This is a genomic window from Azospirillum brasilense (assembly GCF_005222205.1).
GTDB classification, from domain to species: Bacteria; Pseudomonadota; Alphaproteobacteria; order Azospirillales; family Azospirillaceae; genus Azospirillum; species Azospirillum brasilense_G.
The window spans coordinates 447,832-461,828 of the sequence record NZ_CP032349.1 but is presented as its reverse complement, the minus strand read 5'-3'; the positions used below and the strand labels follow the sequence as shown (position 1 = coordinate 461,828).

General features: G+C 70.9%; 8 protein-coding genes. 5 read left to right on the top strand and 3 right to left on the bottom strand.

The features are described from left to right. Window positions 1-181: 181 nt before the first annotated feature. The 3 genes from D3869_RS31255 to D3869_RS31245 are packed head-to-tail and all read left to right on the top strand — an operon-like array spanning window position 182 to window position 3,579. Window positions 182-1,015 (top strand): class I SAM-dependent methyltransferase, encoded by an 834-nt coding sequence (locus D3869_RS31255; protein ID WP_247896078.1) that lies wholly within the window; start codon window positions 182-184, stop codon window positions 1,013-1,015. A gap of 9 nt (window positions 1,016-1,024) precedes the next feature. Further along, window positions 1,025-2,599 (top strand): exopolysaccharide biosynthesis polyprenyl glycosylphosphotransferase, encoded by a 1,575-nt coding sequence (locus tag D3869_RS31250; RefSeq protein ID WP_137143482.1) that lies wholly within the window; start codon window positions 1,025-1,027, stop codon window positions 2,597-2,599. 38 nt (window positions 2,600-2,637) lie between these two features. Continuing rightward, window positions 2,638-3,579, top strand: a complete 942-nt coding sequence (locus tag D3869_RS31245; protein ID WP_137143481.1) for a hypothetical protein — start codon at window positions 2,638-2,640, stop codon at window positions 3,577-3,579. 99 nt (window positions 3,580-3,678) lie between these two features. Here the strand turns inward: D3869_RS31245 and D3869_RS31240 are convergent, their stop codons facing one another. Then, complete coding sequence (locus tag D3869_RS31240) at window positions 3,679-4,419, bottom strand: GntR family transcriptional regulator (protein WP_137143480.1); 741 nt, start codon at window positions 4,417-4,419, stop codon at window positions 3,679-3,681. A 195-nt stretch (window positions 4,420-4,614) separates the two neighbouring features. On the opposite strand from D3869_RS31240, the gene D3869_RS31235 reads away from it, so the two are divergent. Beyond that, window positions 4,615-6,984: a hypothetical protein gene (locus D3869_RS31235; RefSeq protein WP_137143479.1), complete on the top strand. Its 2,370-nt coding sequence runs from the start codon at window positions 4,615-4,617 to the stop codon at window positions 6,982-6,984. A 110-nt stretch (window positions 6,985-7,094) separates the two neighbouring features. On the opposite strand, the gene D3869_RS31230 is transcribed toward D3869_RS31235, so the two are convergent. Both D3869_RS31230 and D3869_RS31225 read right to left on the bottom strand, forming a co-directional pair. Next, window positions 7,095-11,414 carry a response regulator gene (locus D3869_RS31230; protein ID WP_247896077.1) on the bottom strand — a complete coding sequence of 1,440 codons (4,320 nt, stop codon included), beginning with the start codon at window positions 11,412-11,414 and terminating at the stop codon, window positions 7,095-7,097. A 186-nt stretch (window positions 11,415-11,600) separates the two neighbouring features. Then, on the bottom strand, window positions 11,601-12,461 hold the full coding sequence (locus tag D3869_RS31225) for a DMT family transporter (RefSeq protein WP_137143478.1): 861 nt from the start codon (window positions 12,459-12,461) through the stop codon (window positions 11,601-11,603). Window positions 12,462-12,599: 138 nt separating this feature from the next. Here D3869_RS31225 and D3869_RS31220 point away from each other — a divergent pair, with 138 nt between their 5' ends. After that, the gene (locus D3869_RS31220) at window positions 12,600-13,997 is read left to right on the top strand and encodes a PLP-dependent aminotransferase family protein (protein ID WP_137143477.1); all 1,398 of its coding nucleotides are present in this window, start codon (window positions 12,600-12,602) and stop codon (window positions 13,995-13,997) included.

Genomic DNA, 13,997 nt, shown 5'->3' with positions numbered 1-13,997 from the left:
ACCGCAAGGCGTGCGCAACGGAATTATTGGACAGTGGCGTTCCGAAATGCGACGAAATGCGACAATGTTGCAGAGATCCCTTGTGACTCTTTGTCGAAATTTATCGCGCTGACGACGGAAATGCTGTCTTAAGCCATTTTAGATAGTATGCTAGTGATAGGACATCATGACATCTCAACCCATGATAGCGCCGTCATCGCCGTTGCAACGTTATGTCCAGGGTGGCCATCGCCGCGTGGACGGCTGGCTGTCGCGCCTGGACGCTGGCCTGATCGCCACGGTCGGCGCTTGGCAGAACGCTGAGGGCGTGACGGGCAGCGTCGGCGAGATCGGCGTCCATCACGGACGGCTGTTCATCCTGCTGGCGCTTGTCCGCAAAGCGGGCGAGCGGGCCTTTGCCATCGATCTGTTCGACGACCAGCAATTCAACGTCGACCAGTCTGGGCAAGGCGACGAAACCGCCTTCCGCGCCAACCTCGTCCGCTTCGGGATCGAGCCGGCGTCGGTCGAGGTCGTCAAGGGCAACTCCCTGGCCCTGTCCTGGAGCGGCCTCGCCGGCCGGCTGGGTCCTGCGGTCCGCCTGTTCAGCATCGACGGCGGCCACACCGCCGACATCACGCGCCACGACCTGGGCATCGCCGACGACAGTCTGGGCGATGGCGGGGTGATCGTCCTCGACGACTACTTCAACCCGGAATTCCCCGCCGTGTCCGAGGGCATGTGCCGCTTCATGATCGATCGGCCGGGAGCCCTCGCGCCCTTCGCCATCGGCGACAACAAGCTGCTGCTGGCCCGCCCGGAGTGGGCCGGACGCTACCGCGCCATGCTGGTCGGGGCGATGGCGTCGCGCCATTACGTGCGCGACACCGAGCTGTTCGGCCAGCCCGTCACCGTGTTCCGCACGCCGCGGACGCCGATGCAACTCATCCGGCAGACCGGCCTGACCCGCCGGCTTCGCTCCCACCCGCTGGGGCAGGCGTTGAAGCCGATCATCCGCCGCTTCGTGCAGGGGTAAGAGACCGCCATGCGCGACGACGTGCAGGTCCGTTTTCCGGCAGACGAGCGAATTGCCGTTCCGGGCCCTGCCGCGCCGCCAGCGGACACCGGATCAGATGGCCCACCGGAGGAGGCCGCGCCACCGTCCGGCGATTTCGCCGGTGCGCGGGATGGCTGGCTGCATTGGACGCATGGGCTGGTCAACCGTCTGGTGAAGGGGTTGGACGGGGTCCTGCTGGCGCTGGCCGGGTTGGCCGCCTGGGCCGCCTGGACCAAGCGGACGGACGGCGCGTCCTTCGATGACGGCCGCCTGGTCATCCAGGCGATCATCTTCACCGCCGTCACGCTCGTCGTCTATCTGCGCGCCATGACCACCATCGGCGCCTACCGCGTCGAGAATTACCGGCACTGGGGAAAGTCGCTGCTCGACGTGGTCGGCGGCCTGCTGCCGGCCGGGACGGTGCTGTCGCTGCTCGTCTGGGCCTTCCTGCCGGAGGTCGGCCCATCGGATATGCTCGCCCTGTGGGGCGGGATGGCGCTCGCCTGCCTCGGGGCGGGCCGCATCCTGGCGGCGCGGGGCGTGCGCTTTCTGGAGGAGCGCGGGGTGCTGCGCCGCCGGGTCGTCATCCTGGGCGCGACCGACGTGGCGGAACGGATGATCGCGCATCTGGCCCTGCCCGAGCACCGGGCGAACTACAGCATCCTCGGCCTGTTCGACGACCGCGACGCCGACCGCCGGCCGGCGGCCCTGGCCGGCCTCACGGTGTCCGGCGATCTGACGGACTTCAAGCGCTTCCTGCCGGACAACCGCGTGGACATGGTCGTCATCGCCCTGCCCTGGCGGGCGGCGATGCGCATCCACAGCCTGCGCATGCAGCTTCAGATGATCTCGCTCGACATCCTGATTCCGCTGGACGAGGAGAGCATCCGGCTGCGGCTCGCCAACCTGCGGCACATCGGCGACATCCCGGCCCTGCTGGTGATGCGGCAGCCGCTGCGCGGCATGCAGATCATCGTGAAGCGGATCGAGGACGTCGCCGTCGCCGGCCTCGGCCTGCTCGTCGCCTCGCCCTTCATGCTGGCCGCGGCCATCGCGGTCCGCCTGGATTCGCCGGGGCCGATCATCTTCCGGCAGACCCGCGTGGGCTTCAACAACCGGCCCTTCACCATGCTGAAGTTCCGCACGATGAAGGTGGACGACAGCGACGACGGCGCGGTCGGCACCAGCCGCGACAACCCGCGCATCACCCGCGTCGGCCGCTTCCTCCGCCGGACGAGCATCGACGAGCTGCCCCAGCTCTTCAACGTGCTGGCCGGCGACATGTCGGTGGTCGGCCCGCGCGCCCACGTCCCGAACATGCGGGTCGGCAACCAGCGCTACGCCGAGGTGGCGCGCGAATACGCGGCGCGCAGCCGCGTCAAGCCGGGGATCACCGGCTGGGCCCAGATCAACGGCATGCGCGGCGGCATCCACACGGTCGAGAAGGCGCGCGTCGGGGTTGACATGGACATCCACTATATCGAGAACTGGTCGCTATGGCTCGATGCGAAAATCATCATCAGCACCGTGACCACCGGCCTGTTCGGGCGCGACGTGTTCTAGGCGCCCTGGCCATCGCCGCCGGGCTTCTGGCGGGTGGCATGACGGGTGCGAAAGCGGACGGGCTGCCGGCGCGTCCCCTGCTCGTCTACCATGACAGCTGGTACGAGCGCCCGGCCACCGGCCCGGCCGCCACGACGCTGGCGACCCTCCCCGGCTACATGAATCTGGTCGCCCTGTCCTTCGTCCGGCCGGACGCCGTCTATCCCGGCCGCCTCGACCTCAAGGGGACCGGCCTGCAATACGGCTTTTCCGGCACGGTGCTGAGGGACGCCATCGCGCTGCTGAAGCAGCGCCAGCCGCAGACCCGCGTGCTGCTCGCCGTCGGCGGTGTCAATTACGCGAACTGGGACGCGCTGAACCTCGACGCCCTGGTGCGGCTGGTCCGCGATCTCGGCGCCGACGGGATCGATCTGGATTTCGAGCCGGTGTCCCCCGGCTGCTCGGTCCGGGGGCGGGTGCGCTGCCTCTCCGACGCGGCGTGGCAGGATCTGGTCCCGCGCTTCCGCGCCGCCTTCCCGCGCCCCCTGCTGCTGACCGTGCCGGGCTGGAGCATCGGGGCCTATGGCGAGGGCGCGTTCCGGGACGCCCAGCCCCGCGGTCCCCACACCGGGTCGATGCTCAACCTGCTGCGCTCCCCGCAGGCTGAGGCGATCGACCTCGTCTCCATCATGGCTTACGAGGGCGGACCGACCTTCGATCCCTGGCAGGCCTGGCAGGCCTACCGGCAGGTCTGGACGGGGCCGCTCGCCCTCGGCGTCCAGGTGCCGCCGAGCCAGCTCGGCGGGCCGACCTACACGGTGCCGCTGGCCGAGCAGATTACGCGCAAGGTCGCGCAGGACCCGCTGGGCGGCATGATGCTCTACCCGCTTCTCGGGCGTCCGCCCGGCACGGTCGGGCCCGACAACCCGGACGGCCGCCTGCTGGCCCAGGCGCTGTGCCGCGGGCTGGGCCTCGACGGCTGCGCCGAGACGCTGCGCTGAGCGGCCCGGCGGCGTCTTAAAGCGAACTTCCGTTCGCTTTAGACTCACATCGCCTCACTTGCCGGCGGGCTTCGGCCGCATGTGCGGCCGGGACCGCCTTCAGCCCTCCCAGCGGTGCGACAGCACGAAGCTGTAGCGCTCCGGACGGACGTGGAAAACGGCGTGGTCGGCGCACGCGCCGTCCGCGAAGAACGACCGGCGGATCATCACCAGCACCGGCATCCCCACCGTCCCACCGAGCGGTTCGGCGACCGCCGCGCCGGCAGCCTCGGCCTTGACCTCGACGTCGGCGCCGACCACCGGCTTGCCGGTGACCTCCCGCAGGATGGCGTAGATCGGCTTTTCCCCCACAGCCGTCCAATCGACGCCCGCCAGTTCCGGGGACAGCAGGCTGCGCCCCAAGGCCACCGGCTCCCCGTCCACCAGATGCAGGCGGCGCACCTCCAGGCAGCGCGGACCGAACGCGTCCGTCAGGTCCGGCGGCGTGGCGGTGATGCCCGCCGACAGGGGACGCATGCCGGCGTTCAATCCCTGGAGCCGCAGGGATTCGTGGAAGCTGCGCAGCCGGTCCAGCGGGTGGCGGACGCGCTTGCCCGCGGTGAAGGTGCCCTTGCCCTTGCGCCGCTCGATCAGCCCTTCCGCCTCCAGCCGGTCGAGCGCGAGGCGGACCGTCACCCGGCTGACCGCGAAGCGGATGCCGATCTCGCTCTCGCTCGGCAGGCGGCCCGACGGCTCGAACCGGCCCCCGGCGATCTCCTCGCGCAGCCGGTCGGCGATCTGCCGGTAGAGGGCCGTCGCGTTCTCCCGCACCAAACCGTCCCGCACCAAACCGTCCCTCATCGGGGCCACCGTCCCCTCCCCGCCCGTGGCGAATGCATCCGCGCCTTGATGCCACCGGAACCCCAGCCGCTCAAGCCCCCGCTCATCGCCGCCTCCCGGTGGGACGCACCACATGTCTTATATTGTATTATCGAACTTGTTATGCAATGTATTACCCATCGCGGCGCGCCGCCCCCTTGCCCGAGGTCCCGTCCCATGAGCAATCCCGTCCCCGCCGGCCACATCGCCCCCACCGGCCTTTACGAGCGGAACAAGGCCCGCCCCTTCCTCGGCGCGACCGCCTGCTCCCACCGGCGGCTGGTGGCCGGTGAATGGACCGAGGTGACGCTGACCTACGAGGTCGGCGGGTCGGGCCTCGCCGACGGGGCGGGGATCAAGCTGGCGATGAAGTTCTATTCGGACTGGGCGCTGTTCCAGACCAGCGACCCCACGGCGGCCAACTTCGTCTCCGCCGAGTACGAGGCCGGACCGCTGGTTCCGGGGCAAAGCCCGGCGACCGTGCAGGCGCTGAAGGTGCGCTTCGACCAGAAGGGGCATGAGCGGCCCTACCAGAAGGCCATCGTCATAGACGTGATCGACGGCTACCTGAATCCCGGCGACCGCATCGTGATCCGGCTGGGCGACCGGCGCCAGGGCGGGCCGGGCACGCGGGTGCAGACCTTCGTCGAGCAGGGCTTCCGCTTCCGCGTCTTCATCGACCCGCTGGGCAGCCAGAAATACGCGGAGGTGCCGGGCGACTGCGTGATCGACATCGTTCCGGGCGCTCCCGCCACCCTGCGCTTGGTCGCGCCGCGGCTGATCGCCCCCGGCCCGGCGTCGCTGCTGCTGCGCGCCGACGACGCCTGGGGCAACTGCTGCCTCGACGCCACGCTGGACGCCACCCTGACCATCACGGGGCCAAATGGCACCGGGCCGGGTGGCGAGAGCGCGCGGACGGTCACGCTGGCTCCGGACCCGCAGGCGAACGGCTGGCTGGTCCGGCGCGAGGCGCTCGACGTCGGCGCCGGGGAATGGCGGATCGCCGCGACGGCGCCGGGCCTCGCCCCCGCCGAAGCCTTCGTCACCGCCGAGGACGGGGCGCCGCGCGCCGTCTACGCCGACCTGCACGTCCATTCCAACGACACGGTGGGCACCAACGACACCGCCTACAACCTGTCCTACGGGCGCGACGTCGCCGGGCTGGACGTGCTGGGCTACACCGCCAACGACTTCAACGTGACGGAGCGCGCCTGGACCGAGGCAGTCGGCCTGATCGACCGCTGCAACGAGCCGGGCCGCTTCGTCTGCTACCCCGGCACGGAGTGGTGCGGCAATTCCGCAGCGGGCGGCGACCACAACGTGATCTTCCTGCGCGACGGCGCGCCGCGCTTCCCGGCGGACGGGCGGGGCCAGCCGGTGCGCTCCTTCGAATGGAACGAGTCGACCCGCGGCGCGCTGCGCCCCGGCGCCTGGCCGCTCGACGACCTCTACGCCGCGTATCAGGACGATCCGGAAGGCCATCTGCTGATCCCCCATGTCGGCGGGCGGCGCTGCAATCTCGACTGGCACCACCCGGAGCTGGAGCGGCTGATCGAGATCGGCTCCGCCTGGGGCCAGTTCCACTGGGTCTATGCGGAGGCCCTGGCCCGCGGCTACCGGCTCGGCGCCTCGGCGAGCAGCGACGAGCATCAGGGGCGCTGCGGCGGCGGTGCGCCGGCGACCGCGGTGTTCGGGGCGCGCGGCGGGCTGACCGGTGTCTTCGCCGACCGGCTGGACCGCGCGTCGGTGGGCCAAGCGCTACGGGCGCGGCGGACCTTCGCGACCACCGGGGAGCGCAGCTTCGCCAGCCTGCGGCTCGGCGACCGCTGGATGGGCGAGGTGGTGCGGGCCGGCACCGACGATGCGCTCGACTATCGCCTGCTCGGCGACCGCGGGTGGGAGAGCCTGCGCCTGTTCGACGGCGACCGGCTGGTCTGGGAGCGCGACCTGCACCGCGAGCTGGGCCTGTCAGAAACGAAGATCCGCCTGCGGCTGGGCGGCGCCCGCATCAAGGACCGTTACCGCGGCGCCTACTGGGACGGCGGGATCACCATCACCGGCGCCGCCGTGCAGCGGGTCGAGCCCTTCGGCTTCGACCATCCGGAACAGGGTTGCTGGCGCCGCGACGCGACCACCGTCGCCATCCGCACCGTCACCCACGGCGACAGCGACGGTGTGGAGCTGGCGTTGTCGCGGCTGGCCGGCGCGCGTATCCAGGTGCGTCTCGCCATCGGCACTTATGTGAAGGTCGGCAACCCGCTGAGCCCGCCGCCCAACCCGCACGCCCCGGAGGCGGTCCTGGACATCGACGGCGACGCGCTGCTGGCCGACTCGGACTCCGCGCGGGTCACCCGCACCCTGCCCGGCACCGAACTGGAGGTGACGGTGGAGCGCGTCACCGAGGCGCCGCTGCCCCGCGACCTTGCCGGGCGCATCCGGCTCGCCGACCTCGGCCTCGCCCCGGGCCGCGAGCATCCGCTGTTCCTCACCGCGCGCCAGCGCGACCAGTCGCGGGTCTGGACCTCGGCCCTGTTCCTGACGCCGTGAGCCCTCCGCCCGGCCCCTTGCTAAGTCCGCGGTGGCGGGACGGAGGGCGTCCGGCCATAGGGCCGCCCTGACGATGCGCGCCTACGTCGTGGAGGCGGCGGACAGGCCCCTCAGCGGGACGATCCGCCCGCCTCGTCCGGCGCCGCCCTTGCCAGCGCCCTAGCCAGCGCCGCCTCGTCGTAGGGTTTCGGCAGGTGGACGCCGCCGTCGGGCGCCCGGTCGGCCCCCGATGCGAAGACGACCGGCAGGGCCGGGTGGCGTTTGCGCAGCGCGGCGGCCAGCTGGGCCCCCGACATCCCCGGCAGGCTGATGTCCGTCAGCAGCGCGTCGACGGGCTGCGTCTCGGCGATCGACAGCGCCTCCTCGGCGTTGCCGGCCTCGACGACCGAATGGCCGAGCCCGGTCAGCATCTCCACCGTGACGAGGCGGATCAGAGCATCGTCCTCCACCAGCAGGACGCGCAGGCCCTGACGGCCGGCCAGCGGCGCCGGCGCGGATACGGCGGATGGCTTCGCGGCGGCGCCCCGGTCTCCGGACGCCCCCTTCGCCCTCTGCTGCTGGTTGCGCAGGACATGCCGGACTTTGCGGGCCAGCGCCTCGCGGGTGTAGGGCTTGCTCAGCAGTTCGACGCCGTGGTCGAGCCGCCCGCCATGCACGATCGCGTTCTCGGTGTAGCCCGAGGTGAACAGGACCGCGATCCCCGGCAGCCGCTCCTGCGCGCGGCGCGCCAGTTCGGGGCTGCGCAGCGGCCCCGGCATGACCACGTCGGTGAACAGCAGGTCGATGGGCACCCCGCTTTCCACGATGGCCAGCGCGCTCTGCGCGTCCCGCGCCTTGAGCACGCGGTAGCCGAGATCGGACATCATCTCGACCACGGTCGCCCGCACATCGTCGTCGTCCTCGACCACCAGCACGGTTTCCGACCCGCCCGTCTCCGGACCGGTGTCTATCACCGTCACCACGTCTTCGGTGCGATGCGCGCGGGGAAGATACAGGCGGACCGTGGTGCCCTGGCCGGGCTCGCTGTAGATCTTGACGTGCCCGCCAGACTGCTTGACGAAGCCGTAGACCATGCTGAGACCCAGGCCGGTGCCCTGCCCCTCCGGCTTGGTCGTGAAGAACGGCTCGAACACGTGCTCCAGCACGTCCGGCGGAATGCCGCAGCCGGTGTCCGTCACCGCCAGCATGACATACTGGCCGGGCTCCACCTCGGCGTGCCGGGCGGCGTAGGGATCGTCGAGGAAAGCGTTGCCGGCCTCGATGGTCAGCCGGCCGTGGCCGTTCATCGCGTCGCGGGCGTTGATCGCCAGATTGAGCAGCGCGTTCTCCACCTGGCTCTCGTCGGCGAAGGTGGTCCACAGGCCGCCCGCGATCATGGTCTCGATCTCGACGCCCTCGCCGAGGACGCGGCGCAGCATCTCGTCGAGGCCGCGGACGAGCCGGCCCAGATTGACCACCCGAGGAGCCAGGGGTTGGCGCCGGCCGAAGGCGAGGAGCTGGGCGACCAGCTTCGACCCCCGGCTGACGCCGCTCAGCGCGTTCTGCAGCCGCTGTTCGGCGCGGTCGTTCCCCGCGATGTCCTTCGCCAAGAGCTGGAGGTTGCCGGAGATCACCTGGAGCAGGTTGTTGAAGTCGTGCGCCACCCCGCCGGTCAGCTTGCCGACCGCATCCATCTTCTGGGCCTGGCGGAGCTGCGCCTCGGCCCGCTCCCGCTCGGCGACCGCCGAGGCGATGCGCTGCTCCAGCAGGTCGTTGAGGCGCTTCTGGGCGTCCTCGACCTCCTTGCGCTCGGTGATGTCGATCACCGAACCGATGTAGCCGAGGAATCCGCCGTCCGCGTCGAAGCGCGGGGCGGCGGCGTCGATCGCCCAGCGGTAAACCCCATCGACCCGTCGCAGCCGGTACTCCAACCGGAACGCCTCCTGCTTCGCGTTGGCGGCCAGAAACACGTCCTCGGCGGCCTGACGGTCGTCGGGATGAGTCGCGTCCAGCCAGCCGAAGCCCAACCCCGTCTCGGGGGTCTGTCCGGTGAACTCGTACCAGGACTTGTTGAGATAGGTGCAGGAGGCGTCGAGTTCGGTGACCCAGACCATCACCGGGGCGTGGTCGGCGAGATTGCGGAAACGCGCCTCGCTCTCGCGCAGCGCGTTGTCCGCCTCGCGGCGCAGCCGCACCATGGCCAGGGCGGTGTCGACGCGGGCGATCAGCTCGCGCGCCGAGAACGGCTTGACCAGATAATCATCGGCGCCGGCCGACAGCCCCTCGACGCTCGCCTCCTCGCCGGCGCGGGCCGACAGCAGAATGACCGGCAGGTCGCGCAGGTCGGCGTCCTCGCGGATCGCGCGCAGCAGGCCGAAGCCGTCCAGCACGGGCATCATGATGTCGGTCAGCACGAGATCCGGACGGTTCGCGTGGATCGCCGCCAGGGCGGCCTGACCGTCGGGCACCGCCTCGACGATGTAGCGGCCGTTCAGCAGGCGGCTCACATAGTCGCGCATGTCGGCGTTGTCGTCGGCCAGCAGGAGCCGTGGACACGCGCCCGTCTCCGGCGCCGCGATGGACTCCGCGGCGCTGATGAAAGGGGCCGGCGCAACGTCTTCGGCGGCGGCCGAGCCGGGAAGCCAGCGCAGCGCCTCCTCGACGAAAGTCTGCGCGCGCGCGCCGCTCGACGCGCCGGTTGGCTCCGACAGGACGCGCTCCGGCGGCAGATGGGCGGTGCCGAACGGCACGGTGATGATGAAGACCGAGCCGTGGTCCATTTCGCTCTCGACCCGGATCGTGCCGCCATGCAGCTTGACGAGTTCCTGGACCAGGGCGAGGCCGATGCCGGTGCCCTCGTGGCTGCGGCCCCGCGCGCCCTCGACCCGGTGGAAGCGCTCGAACAGGCGCGGCAGCTCGGATTCGAGGATGCCCGTGCCGGAATCGCTCACCCGAAGTTCGGCGCCCTCGCCGACCAGCCTCAGCGAAACCACGATCGCGCCCTGAAAGGTGAACTTGAAGGCGTTCGACAGCAGGTTGAGGACGACCGTCTCCCACATGCCGCGATCGACATGAACCGGACCGGGGAGCGGCGGGCAGTCGACGACGAGGTGCAGCCCGGCCCGCTCGCAGGCCGAGCGGAAACCGCTCGCCAGTTCCGCCGTGTAGGCGGCGAGGTCGGTCGGTTCGTAGCGCGCCTGGGCCCGGCCAGCCTCGATGCGCGAGAAGTCCAGGAGCGCGTTGACGAGCTTGAGCAGGCGCTGCCCGTTGCGATGGACCACCATCAGGTCCTCGCGATGCTCGCGCATCCTGTCCGGTTCCGCCTGCAGCACCTCCTCCAGCGGCCCCAGCATGAGGGTCAGCGGCGTGCGAAACTCGTGGCTGATGTTTGAAAAGAACACCGTCTTGGCGCGGTCGATCTCGGCCAGCATCTCGGCCCGCCGGCGCTCGGCCTCGTAGGTCTGGACGTTGGTGATGGCCGCGGCGATCTGCCCCGCGACCAGCCCCAGGAAGCGCCGGTAACCGTCGTCGAACAGGCGGAACGGGTTCAGCCCGACGACGAGAAGGCCGGCCCGCCCGGCCTCGCCGCTGGCCGGGATCGGGATCGCCGCGGCCTGGGCCGGCGGCCGACGCCAGACACCCGGCGGCAGGCTGGCGCCGAACAGCCCCGCCAGATCGCCGATCAGCACCGGGTCGTGGAGCGTGGGGGTGAAAGGCCACACCGACGTGCCGTCCACCGCCAGCGCCTCCGGCGCCGCCAAATGGCCGCGCTCGATGCCGCAGGACCCGGCGAGGAAGGCGCCCGCGCCATCGGGCTCCGCCACGTAGAGCAGCGCGAACGGCATGTCCCGCGGGTTGGTGGCGAGCGCCTGGGCGCTGCGCTCGCACACCTCCGGCAGGGTGCGGGCGTCGGCGGTCCCGGCGGCCAGATCGCGCAGCAGGGTGAGCTGCCGTTCGCTGATGATCCGCTGCGTGTCGTCGGTGTTGGCGCAGATGATGCCGCCGGGGCTGCCGTCGTCATCGGGCACCGGGCTGTAGGAGAAGGTGTAGTAGGTCTCCTCCGGATAGCCGTTGCGCTCCATGATGAGGAGCTGCCCCTCGACGTAGGTGCCTTCGTCGCCCGTCATGGCGGTCGCCAGCATCGGGCCGATGTCGCCCCAGATCTCCCGCCAGACGACCGACGTGGGGCGGCCGAGCGCCCAGGGATGCTTTCCGCCGATGATCGATTTGTAGGCGTCGTTGTAGAAGTAGATCAGCTCCGCGCCCCAGCCGATCCAGATCGGCTGACGGGACGTCAGCATGATCCGCACCGCGGTCTTCAGGCTGCGCGGCCAGTCCTCGGGCGGGCCAAGCGCCGTCGATGCCCAGTCGAACGCGCGCATCAATGCGCCCATCTCGCCACCGCTGGCGAGGAATTCGGGAGCGGTGGAGACGTCGGTCTCGTCGGACATGCGCAGGAGTCCCGTCCTTCCTGTTCTAAACCCCCCTTTACAACAGGGGCGCGGCCGGAGCCGCACGGCGGGACGCCACTTTAAGCTGATCCGGGGGGCGGCGGCGAGAAACGATTTGCTAGTCCAATGGACATAGGCTGAGGCTTCAAACCCGCAGGGAGCCGCGGCAGGAGGCGGAAACGCCGCTCACGCGAATCGTTTGGCTCCGGCGACGCACAGCACGATCAACCCGGTCACGGCGATCATGCTCCAGGCCACCGGCTCGTTCAGCAGAAGGCCCGCCAGCGTCAACACGAAAAAGGGCTGGAGCAGCTGCAACTGCCCGACCCCGGCGATGCCGCCGAGCGCCAGCCCCCGGTACCAGAAGACGAAGCCGATCAGCATGCTGAAGACGGAGACGTAGGCAAGGCCGATCCAGGCCGGAACCCCGATGCCCGACCAGCCGTCCGGCATGGTCGCCAGCGCCAGACCGGCCATCGCCGGCGTCGTCAGCACGAGCGCCCAGGAGATCACCTGCCAGCCGCCCAGACGGCGCGACAGCACCGCGCCCTCGGCGTAGCCCAGCCCGCAGAGCAGGATGGCCGCCACCATCAGGGCGGCCCCTGTGAGCGACGCGCCGCCGCCCTGCGCCAGGGCGAAGCCGACCACCGCGAGGCTGCCAAGGCCCGAGAACAGCCAGAAGACCGGCTTCGGCCGCTCCCGGCCGCGCAGCACGCCGAACAGCGCGGTGGAGAGCGGCAAGAGGCCGATGAAGACGATGGATTGCGCCGAGGTGATGTGGCGGAGCGCCAGCGCGGTGAGCAGCGGAAAGCCGACGACCACGCCGAGCGCCACGACCGCGAGCGGCACAAGGTCGCCGCGCCGCGGCCGGGCCTGCCGCAGCACGGCCAGCAGGGCACCCGCCAGCAGGGCGGCGATCAGCGCCCGCGCCGAGGTCAGGAACAAGGGCGAGAAGCCGCCGACCGCGACGCGCGTCGCCGGCAGCGACCCGCTGAAGATGAGAACGCCCAGCAACCCGCTGCCCCAGCCCGCCGTCGCCCACCGCATGTCCCGACCCTTTCCCATCCCGTTCCCTTTGCCGGGTGACCCTAGCGCGGCGGGGGCTGGCGAAGACAGCGACGGTCCCGTACAATTCCACCGAACTGTATTGGTACTGAAAGCCGCACACTTGCCGAAGGCCGGGCGATGACGAACCGAACGGGCACACGGACGACGGAGGTGATGGAGGCGATCCGCCAGAGAATGGCGGACCGCCGGCTGTCTCCGGGGGACCGGCTTCCCTCCATCCGCCGCTTCGCCTCCACCATGGGCGTGTCGCCCTCGACCGTGGTGGAGGCCTACGACCGTCTCGCCGCGGACGGCGTGATCCGCTCGCGGCCCGGATCGGGCTTCTACGTGTCCGGCGCCCTGCCGCCGCTGGCCCTGGCCGAGGCGGAACCGCGCCGCGACCGGGCGATCGATCCCTTCTGGGTGTCACGCCAGTCGCTCGACGCCGGCGCGGAGATGCTGAAGCCCGGCTGCGGGTGGCTGCCGGCGGACTGGATGCCCAACACCGCCCTGCGCCGCGCCCTCCGCCGCCTCGCAAACGCCGACGATGCCCTGCTGGCGGATTATGGGGGCACGCGCGGCTCGCTCGCCCTGCGCCGGCTCCTGGCGCGGCAGTTCGCGGAGGAGGGAATCGCCGTCGGAGCCGAGCAGATCCTGCTGACCGGATCGGGAACCCAGGCGATCGACCTGATCTGCCGTTTCCTGCTGCGCCCCGGCGATGCGGTGCTGGTCGACGACCCCTGCTATTTCAACTTCCAGGCCCTGCTGCGCGCCCATCAGGTCCGCATCGTCGGCGTGCCCTACACGCCGAGCGGCCCGGACACCGCGCGGTTCGCCGCGGCGCTGGCCGAACACCACCCCCGCCTCTACATCACCAACGCGGCGCTGCACAACCCGACCGGCGCCACAATGTCGCCGCAGACGGCGCACCGTCTGCTCAAGGCCGCCGCCGCCCACGACGTCGTCATCGTCGAGGACGACATCTTCGCCGGTTTCGAGCCGGACCCCTCGCCGCGCCTCGCCGTCCTCGACGGGCTGGCCCAGGTCATCCGGATCGGCAGCTTCTCCAAGACGCTCTCCGCCTCGGTCCGCTGCGGCTACCTCGCGGCGCGGCCGGACTGGGTGGAGGCCCTGGTCGATCTGCAGGTCGCGACGAATTTCGGCGGTCCGAGCCCGGTCGCTGCCGAACTCGTCCTCGCAACCCTCGGCGACGGCGGCTACCGCAGGCATCTCGACGGGCTCCGCCGCCGCCTGGAGCGGCTGCGGCGCGACACGGCGGACCGGCTCGCGCCCATCGGCCTGCACCCCTGGCTGATGCCGCGCGGCGGCTTCTATCTCTGGTGCAGCCTGCCGGACGGCCGGGACGCTGCGGCGGTCGCACGGGCGGCGCTGGACGAACAGGTGGTCCTCGCCCCCGGCAATGTCTTCAGCGTCGGCCAGTCCGCCGCCGGCTTTCTGCGCTTCAACGTCGCCCAGATGGGCGACCCGCGCGTCTTCGACGTCCTGAAGCGCGCCGTGGCGGCCGCCGGATCATAA

Excerpts from the sequence above, each read along its gene's own strand:
- D3869_RS31255 (WP_247896078.1), top strand. The coding sequence starts at position 182 with ATGATAGCGCCGTCATCGCCGTTGCAACGTTATGTCCAGGGTGGCCAT.
- D3869_RS31250 (WP_137143482.1), top strand. The coding sequence starts at position 1,025 with ATGCGCGACGACGTGCAGGTCCGTTTTCCGGCAGACGAGCGAATTGCC.
- D3869_RS31245 (WP_137143481.1), top strand. The coding sequence starts at position 2,638 with ATGACGGGTGCGAAAGCGGACGGGCTGCCGGCGCGTCCCCTGCTCGTC.
- D3869_RS31240 (WP_137143480.1), bottom strand. The coding sequence starts at position 4,419 with ATGAGGGACGGTTTGGTGCGGGACGGTTTGGTGCGGGAGAACGCGACG.
- D3869_RS31235 (WP_137143479.1), top strand. The coding sequence starts at position 4,615 with ATGAGCAATCCCGTCCCCGCCGGCCACATCGCCCCCACCGGCCTTTAC.
- D3869_RS31230 (WP_247896077.1), bottom strand. The coding sequence starts at position 11,414 with ATGTCCGACGAGACCGACGTCTCCACCGCTCCCGAATTCCTCGCCAGC.
- D3869_RS31225 (WP_137143478.1), bottom strand. The coding sequence starts at position 12,461 with ATGCGGTGGGCGACGGCGGGCTGGGGCAGCGGGTTGCTGGGCGTTCTC.
- D3869_RS31220 (WP_137143477.1), top strand. The coding sequence starts at position 12,600 with ATGACGAACCGAACGGGCACACGGACGACGGAGGTGATGGAGGCGATC.